18 protein-coding genes are annotated in these 17310 nt (G+C 70.8%); 10 read left to right on the top strand and 8 right to left on the bottom strand.

Annotated features, from left to right (window positions below; all coding sequences use genetic code 11):
* Nucleotides 1-33 precede the first annotated feature (33 nt).
* A complete protein-coding gene (locus tag AB0I68_RS27145) occupies nucleotides 34-1443 on the top strand; it encodes a YibE/F family protein (RefSeq protein ID WP_363179991.1) in 1410 nt (469 codons plus the stop codon).
* Between the two features lie 49 nt (nucleotides 1444-1492).
* Here AB0I68_RS27145 and AB0I68_RS27140 read toward each other — a convergent pair whose 3' ends face one another.
* From AB0I68_RS27140 to AB0I68_RS27125, 4 genes are all read right to left on the bottom strand, one after another.
* The gene (locus AB0I68_RS27140) at nucleotides 1493-1951 is read right to left on the bottom strand and encodes an SsgA family sporulation/cell division regulator (protein ID WP_363179989.1); all 459 of its coding nucleotides are present in this window, start codon (nucleotides 1949-1951) and stop codon (nucleotides 1493-1495) included.
* Nucleotides 1952-2048: 97 nt separating this feature from the next.
* On the bottom strand, nucleotides 2049-2819 hold the full coding sequence (locus tag AB0I68_RS27135; protein ID WP_363179988.1) for a helix-turn-helix domain-containing protein: 771 nt from the start codon (nucleotides 2817-2819) through the stop codon (nucleotides 2049-2051).
* Nucleotides 2820-3082: 263 nt separating this feature from the next.
* Nucleotides 3083-3310 carry a DUF5326 family protein gene (locus tag AB0I68_RS27130; RefSeq protein WP_363179986.1) on the bottom strand — a complete coding sequence of 76 codons (228 nt, stop codon included), beginning with the start codon at nucleotides 3308-3310 and terminating at the stop codon, nucleotides 3083-3085.
* Nucleotides 3311-3455: 145 nt separating this feature from the next.
* Complete coding sequence (locus AB0I68_RS27125; RefSeq protein WP_363179985.1) at nucleotides 3456-3773, bottom strand: cupin domain-containing protein; 318 nt, start codon at nucleotides 3771-3773, stop codon at nucleotides 3456-3458.
* Between the two features lie 89 nt (nucleotides 3774-3862).
* Here AB0I68_RS27125 and AB0I68_RS27120 point away from each other — a divergent pair, with 89 nt between their 5' ends.
* The 5 genes from AB0I68_RS27120 (at nucleotide 3863) to AB0I68_RS27100 (ending at nucleotide 7592) form a co-directional block, all read left to right on the top strand.
* A complete protein-coding gene (locus tag AB0I68_RS27120) occupies nucleotides 3863-4243 on the top strand; it encodes a phage holin family protein (protein WP_363179984.1) in 381 nt (126 codons plus the stop codon).
* 11 nt (nucleotides 4244-4254) lie between these two features.
* Entirely contained in the window at nucleotides 4255-4746 is a 492-nt protein-coding gene (locus AB0I68_RS27115) for a low molecular weight protein-tyrosine-phosphatase (protein WP_363179983.1), read from the top strand.
* Nucleotides 4743-5954, top strand: a complete 1212-nt coding sequence (locus tag AB0I68_RS27110; protein WP_363179982.1) for a cystathionine gamma-lyase — start codon at nucleotides 4743-4745, stop codon at nucleotides 5952-5954. The genes AB0I68_RS27115 and AB0I68_RS27110 overlap by 4 nt, the downstream gene beginning before the upstream one ends.
* A 178-nt stretch (nucleotides 5955-6132) precedes the next feature.
* Complete coding sequence (locus AB0I68_RS27105; protein ID WP_363179981.1) at nucleotides 6133-7038, top strand: LysR family transcriptional regulator; 906 nt, start codon at nucleotides 6133-6135, stop codon at nucleotides 7036-7038.
* Nucleotides 7039-7112: 74 nt separating this feature from the next.
* Nucleotides 7113-7592 (top strand): NUDIX hydrolase, encoded by a 480-nt coding sequence (locus tag AB0I68_RS27100; protein WP_053785465.1) that lies wholly within the window; start codon nucleotides 7113-7115, stop codon nucleotides 7590-7592.
* A gap of 75 nt (nucleotides 7593-7667) precedes the next feature.
* Here AB0I68_RS27100 and AB0I68_RS27095 read toward each other — a convergent pair whose 3' ends face one another.
* Both AB0I68_RS27095 and AB0I68_RS27090 read right to left on the bottom strand, forming a co-directional pair.
* The gene (locus AB0I68_RS27095; RefSeq protein WP_363179980.1) at nucleotides 7668-8852 is read right to left on the bottom strand and encodes a globin domain-containing protein; all 1185 of its coding nucleotides are present in this window, start codon (nucleotides 8850-8852) and stop codon (nucleotides 7668-7670) included.
* A gap of 140 nt (nucleotides 8853-8992) precedes the next feature.
* Nucleotides 8993-9643, bottom strand: coding sequence for an HAD-IB family phosphatase (locus AB0I68_RS27090; protein ID WP_363179979.1), 651 nt, complete (start codon nucleotides 9641-9643; stop codon nucleotides 8993-8995).
* A gap of 203 nt (nucleotides 9644-9846) precedes the next feature.
* On the opposite strand from AB0I68_RS27090, the gene AB0I68_RS27085 reads away from it, so the two are divergent.
* The 3 genes from AB0I68_RS27085 to AB0I68_RS27075 are packed head-to-tail and all read left to right on the top strand — an operon-like array spanning nucleotide 9847 to nucleotide 12441.
* Nucleotides 9847-10734: a GNAT family N-acetyltransferase gene (locus AB0I68_RS27085; protein WP_363179978.1), complete on the top strand. Its 888-nt coding sequence runs from the start codon at nucleotides 9847-9849 to the stop codon at nucleotides 10732-10734.
* Nucleotides 10735-10749: 15 nt separating this feature from the next.
* Nucleotides 10750-11211, top strand: a complete 462-nt coding sequence (locus AB0I68_RS27080) for a GNAT family N-acetyltransferase (RefSeq protein WP_363179977.1) — start codon at nucleotides 10750-10752, stop codon at nucleotides 11209-11211.
* 54 nt (nucleotides 11212-11265) lie between these two features.
* Entirely contained in the window at nucleotides 11266-12441 is a 1176-nt protein-coding gene (locus AB0I68_RS27075; protein WP_363179976.1) for a winged helix DNA-binding domain-containing protein, read from the top strand.
* A gap of 71 nt (nucleotides 12442-12512) precedes the next feature.
* Here the strand turns inward: AB0I68_RS27075 and AB0I68_RS27070 are convergent, their stop codons facing one another.
* A complete protein-coding gene (locus tag AB0I68_RS27070) occupies nucleotides 12513-13898 on the bottom strand; it encodes a serine hydrolase domain-containing protein (RefSeq protein WP_363179975.1) in 1386 nt (461 codons plus the stop codon).
* 9 nt (nucleotides 13899-13907) lie between these two features.
* Nucleotides 13908-15371 (bottom strand): replicative DNA helicase, encoded by a 1464-nt coding sequence (gene dnaB, locus AB0I68_RS27065; RefSeq protein ID WP_363180065.1) that lies wholly within the window; start codon nucleotides 15369-15371, stop codon nucleotides 13908-13910.
* Nucleotides 15372-15823: 452 nt separating this feature from the next.
* On the opposite strand from dnaB, the gene AB0I68_RS27060 reads away from it, so the two are divergent.
* Complete coding sequence (locus AB0I68_RS27060; RefSeq protein ID WP_363179974.1) at nucleotides 15824-17161, top strand: MATE family efflux transporter; 1338 nt, start codon at nucleotides 15824-15826, stop codon at nucleotides 17159-17161.
* Nucleotides 17162-17310: the final 149 nt, after the last annotated feature.

Genomic DNA, 17310 nt, shown 5'->3' with positions numbered 1-17310 from the left:
GTGGGCCCCCTCAACTCTTGCGATGATCTGCCGGTGACGTCCTCGCCGCAGCCCCCCACCACGCCCACCGAGCCCACGGGTCACACCGACCACGCACACGTGGGCCCCGGGCATGACCACGGCCCCTCCCACATCCCGCCCCAGGGCCACTCCCATGGTCATTCCCACGGCCACGGGCCGGCGGCCCCCGTCTCGAAGCACCTACGCAAGGTCATCGCGGCCGTACTGATCCCCTTCGCCGTCGCCGTCTTCGCCGGCATGGTGGTGCTCTGGCCCGGCGGCGCCCCCGCACACGAGCGCTCCGGCGTGGGCTTCGACCGGCAGACCCAGCAGGGCCGGGTCGTCGCGCTCGAGCAGGTCGACTGCAAGTCCGTGAACGCCTCGCAGGTGCCGCCCACCGGCAACACCTCCACCCCGGAGGGCCGCGAGGCCAAGGTCGCGCAGACCGGCGAGTGCAAGAAGGCCACCATCGAGGTCGCCACCGGATCCGACAAGGGCCGCACGTTCTTCGAGATCGTCCAGCCGGGCGCACCACGGCAGCTGAAAGACGGCCAGGAGGTGGTCGTCGCGTATGCGCCGGACGCGCCCCGGGATCTCCAGTACTCCGTGGTCGACGTGAACCGCAAGCTGCCCTTGGCGGTGCTGGCCGCCATCTTCGCGGTGGCAGTGGTCGTCGTCGGCCGGATGCGCGGCCTGTTCGCGCTGATCGCGCTGGTCGTCAGCTTCGGCGTGCTGACGCTCTTCATCCTCCCGGCGATCCTGCAGGGCTCGAACCCGCTGGTCGTCGCGGTCGTCGGCGCCAGCGCCATCATGCTCATCGCGCTCTACATGTGCCACGGACTGAGCGCCCGTACCTCCGTCGCCGTTCTGGGCACGCTCGTCTCGCTGCTGCTGATCGGGCTGCTGGGCTCGGTGTTCGTCGACTGGGCGTTCCTCAGTGGCAACACCGACGACAACACCGGTCTGATCCACGGGCTCTACCCGGACATCGACATGAGCGGCCTGCTGCTTGCAGGCGTGATCATCGGGTCGCTGGGTGTGCTCGACGATGTGACGGTCACCCAGACGTCGGCCGTCTGGGAACTCCACCAGGCCGACCCGTCGATGGGGTCCCGCGCCTTGTACCGTGCGGCCATCCGGATCGGCCGCGACCACATCGCGTCGGTGGTGAACACCCTGGTACTGGCCTACGCGGGCGCGGCGCTGCCCCTGCTGCTGCTGTTCTCGATCGCGAACAGCAGCATGGGTTCAGTGGCGAACAGCGAGCTGGTCGCGGAGGAGATCGTACGGACTCTCGTCGGGTCGATCGGCCTGGTGGCCTCGGTCCCGGTGACGACGGCGCTCGCCGCGCTGGTGGTTTCTGCCGACCGGCCGGGCTCCCCGGCCGGAGCGGCGGCCTCGGAGCCGGTCCGCGGAGGCCGGGGACGGCGGCGCAAGCGCTGAGAGACCCGGGAGGCTCGGGGGCCCGGGGCGGCTCGGCGCTCCGGGCCGCTCAGCCCGCGTTCTGCTCGTTCTGCTCGTTCTGCCGTGACTCGGCCAGGATCCTGTCCAGCGCTTCGTCCAGGTCGACCTCGAAGCCACCGAGGTTGCGCTCCTGACCGAGCGGAACAAGCCGGTCGGTGCGGTCGAGGAACGCCACGAGCGGCGCCGCTCCGGCGCGGAACAGGGCCCGGTCGCAGCCGACCTGGAGCCGGATGTGGACATCGGACAGCTCCTCGGGATCGGTGGGGGCGATGTGCACATCGCCGTCACCGCACGGCTTGTTGATGCCGTCGAGGAGGAGCTCCCGGCCGAATGCCCAGGTCACGGGCGCGTCTCCGGGAAGGTGGAAGGTCAGGCGCACTGCGTAGGGGTCACGGGTGTCGTACCGGAGTTCCACCGGGATCCGGAACGAGAGCTCCTCGGAAACGAGGAAGCTCATCATGACCTCTGCCTGTACCGACTCGCGCATTGACTACCCCGCTGTAGTGGAAGTGGCCAGGAATGATCCCCGAGGGCCCTCTTGACAAGGGTGGTGGACGCGCTTGCAGATCACAAGGAGTGAGTTTTCAGATACTGATAGAGAACGAGAGGGTGCTCAACAGCGCGCCTACTTCACTCCGTAGCCTATCGACTACACAAAGCAATCGTTCCTCTTGGTGCAAAGGGAGGGAAATCGCCATGGTTGCGACAGTATCGCCGGCGGTGATGGGGATGGCGGCACACACCGTGCCCAGCGCGTACTCCTGACGTTCCGTAACCGGCTGCATGCGTTTGAGGGACCCGATCCGGCGCTCGAGGGCACGCTGATCGCGGACGGTGTACTGGGTGACGGCCTCGACCGGGTGCCGGTCGTAGTAGTCCTTGCGCGTCTCCTCGTCGAGCTGGGCCAGCAGGCACTGCCCGATGGCATGCGCATGGCCGGTCGCACGGAAATCGGCCCACTCCTCGACGGCAGGGCTGGCCGGGGTGTCCGAAACGCCGACGAGCTCGATCTCACCGTCGCGGAACACCGCGAAATAGACGGGGGCCCCGACCGCGTCGCGGAAGTGGGCGAGTGAGTCGAGGATCATGCTGCGACGTTTCTGCTGCAGTCCGCTGACCGCCAGCCGCCCTGCGGCGGCACCGAGAACGAACACTCCGCCCTCGCGCCGCAGATAGCCCTCGTGCGTGAGGGTGCGCAGCAGGTGGTACGCGGTGGGGAGCGGGAGCCCGGCCTCGCGCGCCAGCTGTTTCGCCGGAGCTCCCTCGCTGTGGGAGCCCACTGCTTCGAGCAGCCTCAACGCCCGCTGCACCGAACCGATCAGCGTTGGCACACCGGCATTGTGAACCGTGGACAAAGCTCACCCCCAGGCGTGGCGCGGGCCTCGGGAGGGCCCGCCCTGCGGGGGGCGCCCCCGCACATGCCGCGGTTCCTGGGGGGTCATGCTCGGCTGGCACTTCGGACAACCGCAGGTCAGGGCGGCGCTACGGCCTTCGGCACCCAGGGAGCGGCACAGATTGCCACTCTATCCGCCGATTCCCGTGGTGTGGGCGGTTTGCCACCTCATGTTCCCCCGCCCGGGTTACTCCCCGGGCTTGACCCAAGGGGTGTGCCAGGGGTCTACCAGTCGCCGGACGAGGACTTCGTACCGCTGCCGCTGAACTTCTTCACGAGGAAGACCAGGCCGGCGACGAGGCCGACGAACAGCAGCACCTTGAAGGCGAACCCGATCAGGGTGCTCAGGATGCTCGTGATGGCGCCGCCGAAGACGAAGAGCACCAGAAGCGGGATCGCGACCCACTTAACCCACCAGGGCATGCCTGCGAATGTCTCTCGGATGCCGTCCATGTCCTCAACCTCTTCCTGATCCGTGACTTCCTGCACTCGATGCTAGGAGGCCACGCACCCGGCCGGGGGCTCCCGAGCCCCCGGACTCCCCTGATCCGCCCCCTAGGGGGATCAGGGGGCCGACCCTCGGTTCGGGGCCTGCCGGCTATGCCTCCGGCGGGGAGAACACCACCAGTACCCGCAGGTCCTCGGTGATGTGGTGGAACCTGTGCACCACCCCGGCCGGGACGTAGACGACGCTGCCGCGCGCCACCGTCGTCGTCTCCTCCCCGACCGTGATCGAGGCGCGGCCGCTCACCACGAAGTACACCTCGTCCTGGCGGTGCGGCTGCTGCGGGTCGCCCTGGCCGGCGTCGAGCGCGTACAGCCCGACCGACATGTTCCGTTCGCGCAGGAACTGCAGATAGGCGCCGTCGTTCGCGAGCCGCTCCGCCTCGAGCTCGTCCAGCCGGAAGGCCTTCATCGTCGTTGTGCCCCTTGCTCTCTCGCGTTTCCTGGCATCCGCTGATCTGCCGATGTCCCACCAGGATCTTCTCTGCCACGATCAGACACATGACGAATTTCGTAGTCAAGACGCTCGCGAACGCGGCAGCCCTGGCCGTCGCCATCTGGCTGCTCGCCGGCATAACGCTCGACGACCAGAGCTCCCTGGGGCGCAGGACCCTGACGCTGATCCTTGTCGCACTGGTCTTCGGCCTGGTCAACATCATCGTCAAACCGGTGGTCAAGCTCTTCTCGCTGCCGCTGTTCGTCCTCACCCTGGGACTGTTCACCCTCGTCGTGAACGCCCTGATGCTGCTGCTGACCTCCTGGCTGGCCACGCAGCTCGACCTCAGCTTCCACGTCGACAATTTCTGGACCGCGCTGGTCGGCGGCCTGATCATCTCCGTCGTCTCCTGGGCCGTGAACATGGCCCTGCCCGAGAAGAACTGAGCGGACCGCCCATGTACCGCGTGTGCTTCGTCTGCACGGGCAACATTTGCCGCTCGCCCATGGCCGAGTCCGTCTTCCGCGCCCGCGTCGCCGAGGCCGGACTCGAGGGCCTGATCGAGGTGGACAGCGCCGGCACCGACGGCTGGCACGAGGGGGACGGCGCCGATCCGCGCGCCGTCACGGTCCTGGAGGCCGCCGGTTACGAGCAGAGCCACCGGGCCCGGCAGTTCCGGGCCTCGTGGTTCGGCGGCCTCGACCTCGTCGTCGCACTCGACGCCGGGCACATGCGGCACCTGCGGGCGCTCGCACCCACCCCCGAGGACGCCGCCAAGGTGCGGCTGCTGCGGTCGTACGACCCGGCGGCCACGGCCGCCGGGGGCGACGTACCGGATCCCTACTACGGCTCCCTCGACGGGTTCGAGCAGTGCCTGGAGCTCGTCGAGGCGGCGAGCGCGGGCCTGTTGGACGCCGTCCGCGAGGCAGTGAAGGAGCACACCGCATGAACCACCATGCCGACGAGGCAGCCGCAAGAGCGGCGGCGGACTCAGCGGCCGGAGCCGGAGCCGGGGCCGCCCTGCCGGACGGGCTCGGCGACGGCACCCGGGCCGTGCGCGCCGGACTGCCCGAGCCCGTCAAGAACGAACCGCCCCTGCCCGGCCCCGTCTTCGCCGCCCACTTCCACCTCCCCGGCGACGTGGAGGGCCCGTACACCTACGGCCGCGACACCAACCCCACCTGGACCCTGCTGGAACGGGCCATCGGGGAACTCGAAGCCCCCGGCCAGGACGGCGTGGACACCATCGCCTTCGCCTCCGGCATGGCCGCGGTCTCCGCCGTCCTGCTCTCGCAGGCCCGTACCGGGGACACCGTCGTCCTTCCCGACGACGGCTACCAGGCGCTGCCGCTGGTCCGCGAGCAACTGGAGGCGTACGGGATCCACGTCCGCACCGCCCCGACCGGCGACGACGCGCAGCTCGGCGTCCTCGACGGGGCCAGGCTGCTGTGGATCGAGACCCCGTCCAATCCCGGCCTCGACGTGTGCGACATACGGCGCCTGGTCGAGGCCGCCCACGCGGGCGGCACCCTGGTCGCCGTCGACAACACCCTCGCCACCCCGCTCGGTCAGCGGCCCCTGGAACTCGGCGCGGACTTCTCCGTCGCCAGCGGCACCAAGGGCCTCACCGGCCACGGCGACCTCCTGCTCGGCTACGTCGTCTGCCGCGACCCGGAGCTCGCCGCCGCCGTCCGGCGCTGGCGCAAGATCGTCGGCGCGATCCCGGGCCCGATGGAGGCCTGGCTCGCGCACCGCTCCCTGGCCACCATCCAGCTGCGCGCCCAGCGCCAGTGGGCCAACGCCCTGGCCGTCGCGGGGGCGCTGGCCGACCGTACGGACGTGACCGGGCTGCGCTACCCGGGGCTGCCCGCGGACCCGTCGCACAAGACGGCCGCCCGGCAGATGCGGGGCTTCGGATCCGTCGTCTCCTTCACCCTGCCGGACCGCGCGCACGCCGAACGCTTCATGGCCGCCCTGCACCTGGTGGAGGACGCCACCAGCTTCGGCGGCGTACGGTCCACCGCGGAGCGGCGCGGACGGTGGGGCGGCGACTCCGTCCCGGAGGGGTTCATCCGCTTGTCCGCCGGGGCCGAGGACACCGAGGACCTGGTCGCAGACGTGCTGCACGCCCTCGACGTCGCTGCGGGCGACGCCTGAGCAGCCGGGGACATGGGCAGTCCGAGCCTCCCCCCTAGTGGCTCGGACCGCCCCGGGTTCCGCGCGCGAAGAACCACGCGGACAAGGCTAATTGACCCAGCGTCAGAGTCCAATCACGGTAACGACAGGGGCCTATCGGCATATTTATAGTTGAAGGCCCCCACCGAGAGGGGCCTTCATGGACCTGGCCCTGCTGCGCACCTTCGTCGCCGTGCACCGGGCGGGCTCGTTCACCCGGGCCGCCACGCTCCTCGGGCTGTCCCAGCCCGCCGTCACGTCCCAGATCCGCACCCTCGAACGCCAGCTGGGCCGACCGCTGTTCCACCGCAGGGCCCGCGGGGTCACCCCCACCGCCGTCGGCGACGAACTCGCCCACAAGGCCGCCCCGCACCTCGACGCCCTGCTGCAGATCACCGAGGCGGAGCGGGAGGCCGCCGGCGCGTTGCGCACCCTGCACCTCGCCGGTCCCCCCGAGTTCCTGTGCCTGCGCGTCCTGCCCGCCCTCGCACCGCTCGTCGGCCAGGGGCACACCCTGCGCACCGTCCTGCAAACCGGCGCCGAGGAGACCCTCGACGGGCTCGCCGCCGGCCACCACGACCTCGTCGTCACCACCGCCCAACCACGCGGCGGACTGTTCAGCGCGACCGCCCTGTGCGACGAGGAGCACGTCCTGGTCGCCGCGCCCTACTGGGCCGCCCTCGTCGGTCCGGACCGGCTGCGCGAGAGCGGCCCCGGCGCCCTCGACGGCATTCCGCTCGTCGAGGTCCACGAGACCCTGCCGCTCGTCGCCCGCTACTGGGCCGCGGTCTTCGAGACCCGCCCCGGCACCCGGCCCGATGCCGCCACCGTCGTCGCCCCCGACCTCAGAGCCGTACTGGAATGCGTCCGGGCCGGCGCAGGACTCGCCGTCCTGCCTCGGTATCTGTGCCAGGACGCCCTCGACCGCGGACAGATCGTCGCCCTGCTCGAGCCGCCCGTACCGCCGCTGCGCACCTGGTTCCTCGTCGTACGGGCCGGCAGCCTCGCCCTCGCGCACCTCGCCCGTGCGCACGACCGGCTGCTGCGTGCCGCCGCGCACTGGTGAGCCTCCGCTTCCGGCGTGCGGCGCGTTTCGCCGACACGCGTTTCAGACACCGCAGTCTGGGCCACTCTTCTCCCATGACCGAACGTCCCGTGGTCAAACGCACCGCCCGCGCGATCCTGCTCGACGGTGACGACCTGATCCTCATCAAACGCACCAAGCCCGGCGTCGACCCGTACTGGCTCACTCCCGGCGGGGGAGTGGAGTCCTCGGACGCCACCGTCGTCGACGCCCTCCACCGAGAGATCCACGAGGAACTCGGCGCGAAGATCACCGATGTGGTGCCCTGCTTCGTCGACACCGTCGAGCACATCGCCGACGGAGGAGTGACCGGCGTGAAGGTGCAGCACTTCTTCGTCTGCCACCTCGAATCCATGGACCCCAGTCAGCGGCACGGGCCCGAAGTCGACGAGCCCGAGGGCGAGTACGAGATCGTCCGGGTGCCCTTCAGCCGGGTCGGCATCGCCGCCGTCCATCTCGTCCCGCTGTCCCTGCGCCACTACCTCGACGGCAACATCGAGGGCGTGCGCGCCATGCACGCCCCTGACCTGGGCTGACCCCGACCTCGGGTGCCCTCGGCCCGGGCCGGCCCGGCTCGGGTCGCGTCGGCCCGGGTCGCGTCGGCCCGGGTCTCAGCCGGCCGCGCCCACCAGCTCCTCGACCGCGTCGAAGCGGATCCGGTCCCCGGGTATCCCGATCCGCTTGAGCTCGTCGACACCGCTGCGGATCATCGCGGGCGGCCCCGATATGAACGCGTCGTACGAGCTCCACGGCCCGTGCTCGCCGACCGCCTGGGGCAGCTGCCCCGCCAGGCCGTCGCAGACCACCGGGCGCACCGAGAGCCACGGATGGGAACGCTGCAGCCCCAGCAGGGTGTCCTTGTCGTACAGGTCGCCGTCGCTGCGCGCCCCGAAGAACACCTCCACCGGGCGGCGCTCACCGTGCACCGCCACGTCCTCGATCAGCGCCTTGATCGGGGCGATGCCGGTACCGCCGCCCAGGCACAGCATCCCGTTGTCGGTGGTGTGGTCCACCACCATCGACCCGGCCGGCGGTCCGAGCCGCAGTACGTCGCCGGGCCGGGCGTGCCGTACCAGCGCATTGGATACCCAGCCCGCCGGAACGGCCTTGACGTGGAAGGACAGCAGTCCGTCGGCGCGCGGCGCCGAGGCGAACGAGTAGTGCCGCCACACCCGGGGCCACCACGGGGTCTCCAGGCTCGTGTACTGGCCCGCCAGAAAGGAGTACGGCTGGTCGGGGCGGACCGTCAGCACCGCGATGTCCGGGGTGCGCAGATCGTGCGAGACGACCTCCGCGTGCCACCACGCGGGGGTCTTCACCTCGTCCTCGGCCGCCGCGTCGATCATGATCTGGGACATCGCGGTGTAGGCCCGCACCCACGCGGCCTGCGCCTCGGGGCCCCAGGTGTGCTCCGCGTACCGGGCCAGCGCGCCGATCAGGGCCTCGCCCACCACCGGATAGTGTCCGGCCGCCGTGCCGTACTTGCGGTGCCCGGTGCCGAGTCGGCGCAGATAGGGCACGAGCACGTCCGGGTTGTCGATGTGCTCGGCCGCGGTCAGCAGCGCCTTCAGCAGCCGGTCTCGCTGTGCGTCCATGGCTGCCGGGAACATGCCCCGCACCTCCGGGTGCCCCGTGAACACCAGGGCGTAGAAGTACGAGGTCACCTTGTCGGCGATCGGTGCGATCTCCGCGAGGGTCCGGCGGATGAGCAGCGCGTCCGGGGAGGGCTCGACCGCACCGCCCCCGGACGGTATCCGGGCCGTCCATCTGGCCGATCTGGGGGGCGGAGCGTCCATGCGGTGCCTCGCTTCGAACATCTCGGTCGGTAAGCACGCCACGGCCTTCGAATCCGTGGTTCCGGGCCTCAAAGCCTGCCAGCCGCCCCAACTACTCGCGGGGAAACGCGGAAAATCCGCGTTTCGAACCCGCTTCCCCCTTAGGATGCTCCGACTTCCGAGCGCCCCACCCCGACCAGCTGATACGCCTCTCGCAGGTCTCGCCCCTCGTAGACATACGTCGCCCGCTCCGCCAGACAGGGCCGCGCGTTGACTGCCACCGACACCGAAACGGCCTCGAAAAGCACCGCGTCAGTCGACGAATCCCCGTACGCAACACAGTCGGCCCGGCCCACCCCGAACTGCGCACACAGCCGGTCCGCCACCGTGACCTTGCCCTCGGGCGTCAGGATCCCGGTCGCCTCCACGGGCCGGGTGAAGGGCACCTCCGGGAACACCGAGCCGTGCGCGGCATGCGCGCCCCACTCCAGCAGCAGTTCCACGAAGAACGACGGCGACAACGAGATGACCGCGCAGTAGTCCCCGCGCTCCCTGATCTCACGCCACACCTCACGAATCCCCGCCAGCCACGGAGCTCCGTCGAACGCCGCACGGACGTGCGCGGGCGTCAGCCCCGCCCACAGCGCATGTGCCGCCACCGAGAATTCGTGCGGCCCGATCTCCCGCGCGGCGAACGATCGCTCCAGCTCGGCGATCTCCGCGCTCAGGCCGAGCTGTCGCGAGATCTCGACCGGCGCCGCCGAGCCGTACATCAGCGTCCCGTCGAGATCGAAGAGGTGCAGGAGGGTCATGGCAGTCGAGGCTAGCCCGTTCATTTCACCGGGGGCACCTCCCGGCGGCAGCCGGGGCAGAAACAGCGTGTTTCACGTGAAACATCGCCTGGTCTCACCGGGAGGCCCCGCGCGGTACTCGAGGGAGACAGCGCGATGTTTCACGTGAAACATCCACCCCAAATCCTCTGGACGCCCTCCATCTGATGATCCACTCTGGGCCCGTGACACCACCACACCTCACCGACCTGCCGATCCGTGCGCTGACCGTGGACGACCTCCGACACTGCGCCGACCTGTCCGAAGACCGCGGATGGCCGCGCGAGGACCACAAGTGGGGGCTGCTCATCGCTGCGGGCAACGGCTACGGCATCGATGCCCCCGACGGACAAGGGCTCGCCGCCGCCTGCATCGTCACCTCGTACGGCCACAGCCATTCCGGCCCGGAACTGGCCGCCATCGGAATGGTCCTCGTCGCCGAGCGCTATGCCCGCCAGGGCCTGGGCCGCCGCCTGATGACGTACATCTGCGACGACCTCTTCAAGGGCGTCCCCCTCACCCTCCACGCCACTCCCTACGGCCGCCCGCTGTACGAGGAGCTCGGTTTCGCCACCATCGGCCGCGCGGAAATGCTCCGGGGCACGTTCCGCAAAGACCCTGCGGAGCCGGAGCCGGGCTCCGTGGCGGTCCGGCCGGCGGCCGGCGAGGACATCCCGCGGATCCTCCGCCTGGACACCGAGGTCTTCGGTACCGACCGGACCCACATGATCACGCGGCTTCCCGCCTTCGCGGACCGGCTGCTGGTCGCCGAGGACGGCCGGGGCGAGCTCGTCGGCTACGCCGCGATCTGGCCCAACATGGAGACCCACGTCATCGGCCCGCTGATCGCGCGCGACACGGCCGGCGCCCAGGCACTCGTGACCGCTCTCGCCGCCGCCACCGACCGGCCGCTGCGGACCGACATCGACGTACGCCACGAGGAACTCCTGACCTGGCTCAAGGAGCGCGGCCTCGGCTCCGTGGCCTTCAACGCCGTCATGACCCGCGACATCCCCGGCCTCCCCGGCGACTGGACCCGCCGCTGGGCCCCGCTCACCGTGGCAGCGGGCTGAGAAAGGAGCGTCTCCATGACCAACCCCGCCGAGCCTGCGATCCGCCCCGCCACCGAGGAGGACCTGCCCGCCATCGTCGCCCTGCTCGCGGACGACCCCCTCGGTGCCACCCGCGAATCCCCCGACGACCTCACCCCGTACATCGCGGCGTTCAAGCGCCTGGCCGATGACCCCCACCAGCACGTGTTCGTAGCGGTCCGCGAAGGTCGCGTCGTGGGCACCCTCCAGCTCACGATCGTCCCCGGACTCTCCCGCAAGGGAGCCACCCGCTCGATCATCGAAGGCGTACGAGTCCACGCCGACGAACGCGGCAGCGGCCTGGGCACCCGGTTCGTCCAATGGGCCATCGACCGGTCCCGCCGGGAGAACTGCCAACTCGTCCAGCTCACCTCGGACGTGACCCGCACCGACGCCCACCGCTTCTACGAGCGGCTCGGGTTCACCGCGTCCCACGTCGGGTTCAAACTCTCCCTCTGATCGCCCGTAGGACAGGCCGGGCCGGGGTCGGTGGCCCGGCCTACGATCGGGAGGATGAGCCCCAGCCTCCCCCTCGTCACCACCGCCGAGCGTCGCCACCGGCTCGGCCGCAGGCACCGTCTGGCCCCCTCGGCGCATGCCGCCACAGCCGCCGAGGCTGCGGACGCCGTCGTCGCCCTGCACGCCACCGACGCCGCGACCGTGTTCCTCTCCGCCCGCGCCCGGCTGGCGGAAGGCGGCCCCGCCGTCGTCGAGCAGGCGCTCTACGAGGACGTCTCCCTCGTCCGGCTGCTCAGCATGCGCCGTACGCTCTTCGCCGTTTCCACGGAACTCGCCCCGTACGTGGACGCCTCCACCGCCCGGGGAATCGCCGTCAAGGAGCGCCGCGCCTTCCTCAGACACCTCGACGAGGACGGCCAGGGGCTCGATGCCGACTGGCTGGCCCAGGCCGAGGCCGCCGCGCTCGACGCCCTCGATACCGGAGGCCCCTGCACCGGCAGCCAGCTCTCCGAGGCCGTGCCCGCACTGCGCAAGAAGATCACCATCGGCCGGGGCAAGAAATACGAGACCGTGACCGGCGTCGCCACCCGTGTGATCCGGCTCCTGGCCGCCGACGGCCGGATCCGCCGTGACCGGCCGCGCGGATCGTGGACCTCCAGCCAGTACCGCTGGGTGCACACCGAGCCCTGGCCCGCTGTACCCGCAGCCGAGGCCCGCGCCGAGATCGCCCGTCGCTGGCTGTACGCCTACGGTCCGGCCACGGAGGCAGACCTCAAGTGGTGGACGGGCTGGACCCTCACCGACGTCCGCAAGGCCCTCGCCGTCGTCGGCCCCGACCAGGTCCGCCTCGACGACGGCAGCACCGCCCTCGTCAGCCCCGGCGACACCGCATCCGAACCCGCTCCGGAGCCCTGGGCCGCGCTGCTGCCCGGCCTCGACCCCAGCGGCATGGGCTGGGCCGACCGGGGCTTCCACCTCGATCCTGCCCTCCGGCCCGCGCTCTTCGACTACGCCGGCAACATCGGCCCGACGGTCTGGTGGAACGGCGAGATCGTCGGCGGCTGGGCCCAGCGCGCGGACGGCGAGATCGTCTGGCGACTGCTGGGCGACCCCGGCCGCGCCGCCGAGGAGGCGGTCACGGCCGAGGCGGCCCGCCTCGCCCGATGGGTGGGCGACGCCCGGATCACCCCGCGCTTCCGCACCCCGCTGGAGCGCGAACTCGTCGCCTGAGCCTGCCGGCCGATGCGCTGGTGCTGGGACCGGAAAGGTTCACCGGCCCGGCAAACCTTCCGCTCACCGCACTAGCCGATGCCCCGCCAGCCCTGCGGGTCCACCCCGCCGGGCACCGGGGCCTGGGCGTCGTACGGCTCCCTCGTGAACACGAACGAGCCCAGATCGAGGTGGCTCACCGAACCGTCCTCGCGCCGGACCGCCCGCAGCGTCTCCCCCGCGTAGTAGCCGGAGAGGCCGGTCCAACTGCCGTCGGGCTCCGCCCGGAACCGGGCCGAGCGACCCGTCGCGCCCACCGGGGCGAGCTCCAGCAGCCCGTCCGCCTTCAGCCGCAGCACCTGCGCCGACGTACCCCAGTACCAGGGGCCGCACAGCTCGAGGGCGACCGGGTCGGTCTCCCGGAACGGCCGCCACGGCTGCGGGAATCGCGGCTCCGCGTCCGCGACGATCGCCACCAGGTCCGCGGCCACCGCCGAGGCGGGCAGGCCCGACGTGCAGTTCGCCAGTACCACGGCCGCCACGTCGTCCGCCTCGCTCAGCCACAGCCCCGCGACGAACCCCGGCAGCGAACCGCTGTGGCCCGCCAGCCTGCGCCCGCAGCTGTCGGTCAGCTGCATGCCGAGCCCGTAGCCGAGCTCGGCGAGGCCGGGCTCCGGCGGAGAGGCCGGCGTCCGCATCTCCCGTACGGTCTCCGCGCTCAGTACCCGCTCGTCGCCACGCGCGAGGAAAACCGCGAACCGCGCCAAGTCGCGTGTCGTGGACCAGAGTTGTCCGGCCGCAGCCATCAGCCCCAGATCCTCCAGCGGCTCGGGCATCATCACGTCGGCCCACGGATGCACCGCCCAGCCACCCGCGTGCGGAGCCTGCGGTTGCGCCGCCGTGCGGTCCAGAGCCAGCGGCTCCAGCACCTCGGCCCGGAGCACCTCTTCCCACGGCTTCCCGCGTACGGCCTCCACGAGCGAACCCAGCAGCGTGTAGCCCGGGTTGGAGTAGTGGTGCCGCCGACCCGGCTGGAAGCGGAACGGCTCCTCGCCCAGCACGTCCGCGAGTTCGGGCCGCAGCGCCGCGGGCGTGCGCTCCCACCACTCACCCGGCGTCTCCGCCGCCAACCCGCCGCTGTGGGCCAGCAGCTGGGCGATGGTCACCTCGCCGGCGCCTGTCCCCGGCAGGTGCTTCTCCAGCGGGTCCTCGAGCCGCAGCAGGCCCTCGTCGCGCAGGCGCATCACCAGAACAGCGGTGAACGTCTTGCTGATCGAACCGATCCGGTACTGCACGTTCCCGTCGGGCCCGTGCCCCTCGGCGGAGGTCCGGGAGCCCTCCCAGACCACCTCGCCGCCGCGTGCCACGGCCGCCACCACCGACGGCGCCCGTCCCTCGCTCTGCGCGACGGCGATCCGGTGCCTCAACGCACGCCGGGTCGCGGGGAGCAGATCCAGATCTTCCGATACGGCATCCATGATCGGATGCTACGTGTTGGCCATGTCCACGAACCGCGAATAGTGGCCCTGGAAGGCGACCGTGATGGTCGCCGTGGGGCCGTTACGGTGCTTCGCCACGATCAGGTCCGCCTCGCCCGCGCGGGGCGACTCCTTCTCGTACGCGTCCTCGCGGTGCAGCAGGATCACCATGTCGGCGTCCTGCTCGATCGAGCCCGACTCACGCAGGTCGGAGACCATCGGCTTCTTGTCGGTGCGCTGCTCGGGACCACGGTTCAGCTGGGACAGCGCGATCACCGGCACCTCGAGCTCCTTGGCCAGCAGCTTGAGGTTTCGGGACATGTCCGAGACCTCCTGCTGGCGGCTCTCGGGTCGGCGCGAGCCGCCCGACTGCATCAGCTGGAGGTAGTCGATGACGACGAGCGAGAGGTCGTTGCGCTGCTTGAGGCGCCGGCACTTCGCCCGGATCTCCATCATCGACAGGTTCGGGGAGTCGTCGATGTAGAGCGGGGCGGCGGAGACGTCGGGCATCCGGCGGGCCAGCCGGGTCCAGTCGTCGTCCGTCATGGTGCCCGAGCGCATGTGGTGCAGGGCCACCCGGGCCTCCGCCGACAGGAGGCGCATCGCGATCTCGTTGCGCCCCATTTCCAGGGAGAAGATCACGCTCGGCAGGTTGCTCTTGATGGAACAGGCACGCGCGAAGTCCAGCGCGAGCGTGGACTTACCCATGGCGGGACGGGCCGCGATGACGATCATCTGGCCCGGGTGCAGGCCGTTGGTCAGCGAGTCGAGGTCCGTGAACCCGGTCGGGACGCCCGACATCTGGCCGCTGCGCGAGCCGATGGCCTCGATCTCGTCGAGCGCGCCCTCCATGATGTCGCCGAGCGGCAGGTAGTCCTCGGAGGTCCGCTGCTCGGTGACGGCGTAGATCTCGGCCTGGGCGCTGTTGACGATCTCGTCGACGTCGCCGTCCGCCGCGTATCCCATCTGCGTGATCTTCGTACCGGCGGCGACCAGGCGGCGCAGCACCGCCCGCTCGTGGACGATCTCCGCGTAGTACTCGGCGTTGGCCGCGGTCGGGACCGACTGGACGAGGGTGTGCAGGTACGAGGCCCCGCCGACCTTGCTGATCTCACCGCGGCGGGTCAGCTCGGCGCCGACCGTGATCGGGTCGGCCGGCTCGCCCTTGGCGTACAGGTCGAGGATCGCCTGGTAGATCGTCTCGTGCGAGGGCCGGTAGAAGTCGTGGCCCTTGATGACCTCGACCACGTCCGCGATCGCGTCCTTGGACAGCAGCATGCCGCCGAGCACCGACTGCTCGGCGTCGAGGTCCTGCGGCGGGACGCGCTCGAAACCGCCGCCACCGCCGTCCCAGGAGCCGCCCTCGCGGCCCCGCTCGTGCTGTTCGCCCCCGCGGCCCCGGCTGTCGCTGTTACGGCGCGGACGGGCGGGCAGACGGTCACCTGGACCGCTGTCGGCCCAGGGGTCGTCCATGGGCTCGGGCATGCTCACCGGGCCGCCTCCTCCCGTCCGCAACGCGGACCTCGCCGTGCCACTCTTTCTATGACACGGCTCTGACATTTGGGGCACCCGATTCCGCTGTCGGCAAGTCGGGCAACGAACAACGGTAGGGCCGAGAGCGACGTCAGCCAATCTTGTTATCCACAGGCTGTGTGGATGAGATGTGGATGACCGACCCAATGCTGTGGGTAAGTCGCCGGAAGCTGTGCACGGACCGGGGGACGGTGCTGTGGACAAAATCACCTGCCCTCCCCACACACCCACACTGACCTGCAGTTTCTTCCTCCACCGGCTGTGGGGGAGAAATTTCTTGGCCCTGGTCCCGAGAACGCCTCCAACGGGGTGCCGAGAACGCCCAAGTCAACTCACCAGTAAGGACTCAATCACAGTTGCGTCTATTACCTGTGGAAGATTAGATTGAGCGCATGACACAGGTGCTCGCCCCGGTGGAGGCTGCCCCGAGACGGCACGACCGCGAGATACTCGCCCTCGCCGTCCCGGCCTTCGGCGCACTCGTCGCCGAACCCCTCTTCGTGATGGCCGACAGTGCCATCGTGGGGCACCTCGGCACCCCCCAGCTGGCCGGCCTCGGCGTCGCCGCCGCCCTGCTCACCACCGCCGTCAGCGTCTTCGTGTTCCTCGCCTACGCGACCACCGCGGCCGTCTCCCGCCGGGTCGGCGCGGGAGACCTCCCGGCAGCCATCCGGCAGGGCATGGACGGCATCTGGCTCGCCCTTCTGATCGGCGCCGCCGTCGTCGCCGTCGTGCTGCCCACGGCGCCCTTTCTGATCTCCCTCTTCGGAGCCTCCGACACCGTCGCCCCGTACGCGGTCACCTATCTGCGGATCTCGGCCCTGGGCATCCCGGCCATGCTGATGGTGCTCGCCGCCACCGGCGTCATCCGCGGCCTCCAGGACACCCGTACCCCGCTCTACGTCGCCGTCGGGGGCTTCGCCCTCAACGCGGCCCTGAACGGCGCCCTCGTGTACGGCGCCGGCTTCGGCATCGCCGGTTCCGCCTGGGGCACGGTGATCGCCCAGTGCGCCATGGCCGGTGCCTATCTCGTCGTGGTCGTCCGCGGAGCGCGTACACACGCGGCCTCCCTGCGCCCCGACCCCTCGGGCATCCGGGCCTGTGCCCAGGCCGGCGTACCGCTGCTGGTGCGCACCCTGTCCCTGCGCGCCGTCCTGATGATCGCGACCGCTGTGGCCGCGCGGCTCGGCGACGCGGACATCGCAGCCCACCAGATACTGCTCTCCCTGTGGAGCCTGCTCGCCTTCGCTCTCGATGCGATCGCCATCGCCGGGCAGGCCATCATCGGCCGCTACCTGGGCGCCGACGACACCGAAGGAGCCAAGGCCGTCTGCCGCCGCATGGTGCAGTGGGGCATCGCCTCCGGGATCGTCCTGGGCGCACTGGTGGTCGCGGCACGCCCGCTGTTCATCCCGCTCTTCACCGGCGATCCCGCGGTCGAGGACGCCCTGCTGCCCGCCCTGCTGGTCGTGGCCCTCTCCCAGCCGGTGTCGGGCATCGTCTTCGTGCTCGACGGGGTTCTGATGGGCGCGGGAGACGGCCGCTACCTCGCCTGGGCGATGCTCCTGACGCTCGCCCTGTTCGCCCCGGCCGCCCTGCTCGCCCTGACCGCGGGCGGCGGCCTGACCGCTCTCTGGTGGGCCATGACCCTGATGATGCTGGTCCGGATGGTCACCCTCCAGCTGCGCGCCCGCTCCGGCCGGTGGCTGGTCGCGGGGGCGGCCCGCTGATCCGCGACCCGCTGTTTCACGTGAAACAGGACCCGCTGTTTCACGTGAAACAGCGGGGGCAGGTACCCGTTGGGGAGCGGCCCGCGGTGGGCCGGCAATGGGAAGGGCCGGAGGCCGACGGGGGGGGGGGCGGCCTGGGCAGGCGGTGG

The sequence above is a fragment of the Streptomyces sp. NPDC050448 genome (genome assembly GCF_040655295.1).
Lineage (GTDB): Bacteria > Actinomycetota > Actinomycetes > Streptomycetales > Streptomycetaceae > Streptomyces.
The sequence above is the reverse complement of the archived record's forward strand: the minus strand, read 5'-3'. Positions and strand labels throughout refer to the sequence as shown.

What these genes read in the sequence shown, in the direction of transcription:
- AB0I68_RS27140 (WP_363179989.1), bottom strand. Translation starts at nt 1,951, where the DNA reads ATGCGCGAGTCGGTACAGGCAGAGGTCATGATGAGCTTCCTCGTTTCC.
- AB0I68_RS27130 (WP_363179986.1), bottom strand. Translation starts at nt 3,310, where the DNA reads ATGGACGGCATCCGAGAGACATTCGCAGGCATGCCCTGGTGGGTTAAG.
- AB0I68_RS27125 (WP_363179985.1), bottom strand. Translation starts at nt 3,773, where the DNA reads ATGAAGGCCTTCCGGCTGGACGAGCTCGAGGCGGAGCGGCTCGCGAAC.
- AB0I68_RS27120 (WP_363179984.1), top strand. Translation starts at nt 3,863, where the DNA reads ATGACGAATTTCGTAGTCAAGACGCTCGCGAACGCGGCAGCCCTGGCC.
- AB0I68_RS27115 (WP_363179983.1), top strand. Translation starts at nt 4,255, where the DNA reads ATGTACCGCGTGTGCTTCGTCTGCACGGGCAACATTTGCCGCTCGCCC.
- AB0I68_RS27110 (WP_363179982.1), top strand. Translation starts at nt 4,743, where the DNA reads ATGAACCACCATGCCGACGAGGCAGCCGCAAGAGCGGCGGCGGACTCA.
- AB0I68_RS27105 (WP_363179981.1), top strand. Translation starts at nt 6,133, where the DNA reads ATGGACCTGGCCCTGCTGCGCACCTTCGTCGCCGTGCACCGGGCGGGC.
- AB0I68_RS27100 (WP_053785465.1), top strand. Translation starts at nt 7,113, where the DNA reads ATGACCGAACGTCCCGTGGTCAAACGCACCGCCCGCGCGATCCTGCTC.
- AB0I68_RS27095 (WP_363179980.1), bottom strand. Translation starts at nt 8,852, where the DNA reads ATGGACGCTCCGCCCCCCAGATCGGCCAGATGGACGGCCCGGATACCG.
- AB0I68_RS27090 (WP_363179979.1), bottom strand. Translation starts at nt 9,643, where the DNA reads ATGACCCTCCTGCACCTCTTCGATCTCGACGGGACGCTGATGTACGGC.
- AB0I68_RS27080 (WP_363179977.1), top strand. Translation starts at nt 10,750, where the DNA reads ATGACCAACCCCGCCGAGCCTGCGATCCGCCCCGCCACCGAGGAGGAC.
- AB0I68_RS27075 (WP_363179976.1), top strand. Translation starts at nt 11,266, where the DNA reads ATGAGCCCCAGCCTCCCCCTCGTCACCACCGCCGAGCGTCGCCACCGG.
- AB0I68_RS27070 (WP_363179975.1), bottom strand. Translation starts at nt 13,898, where the DNA reads ATGGATGCCGTATCGGAAGATCTGGATCTGCTCCCCGCGACCCGGCGT.
- dnaB (WP_363180065.1), bottom strand. Translation starts at nt 15,371, where the DNA reads ATGGACGACCCCTGGGCCGACAGCGGTCCAGGTGACCGTCTGCCCGCC.
- AB0I68_RS27060 (WP_363179974.1), top strand. Translation starts at nt 15,824, where the DNA reads ATGACACAGGTGCTCGCCCCGGTGGAGGCTGCCCCGAGACGGCACGAC.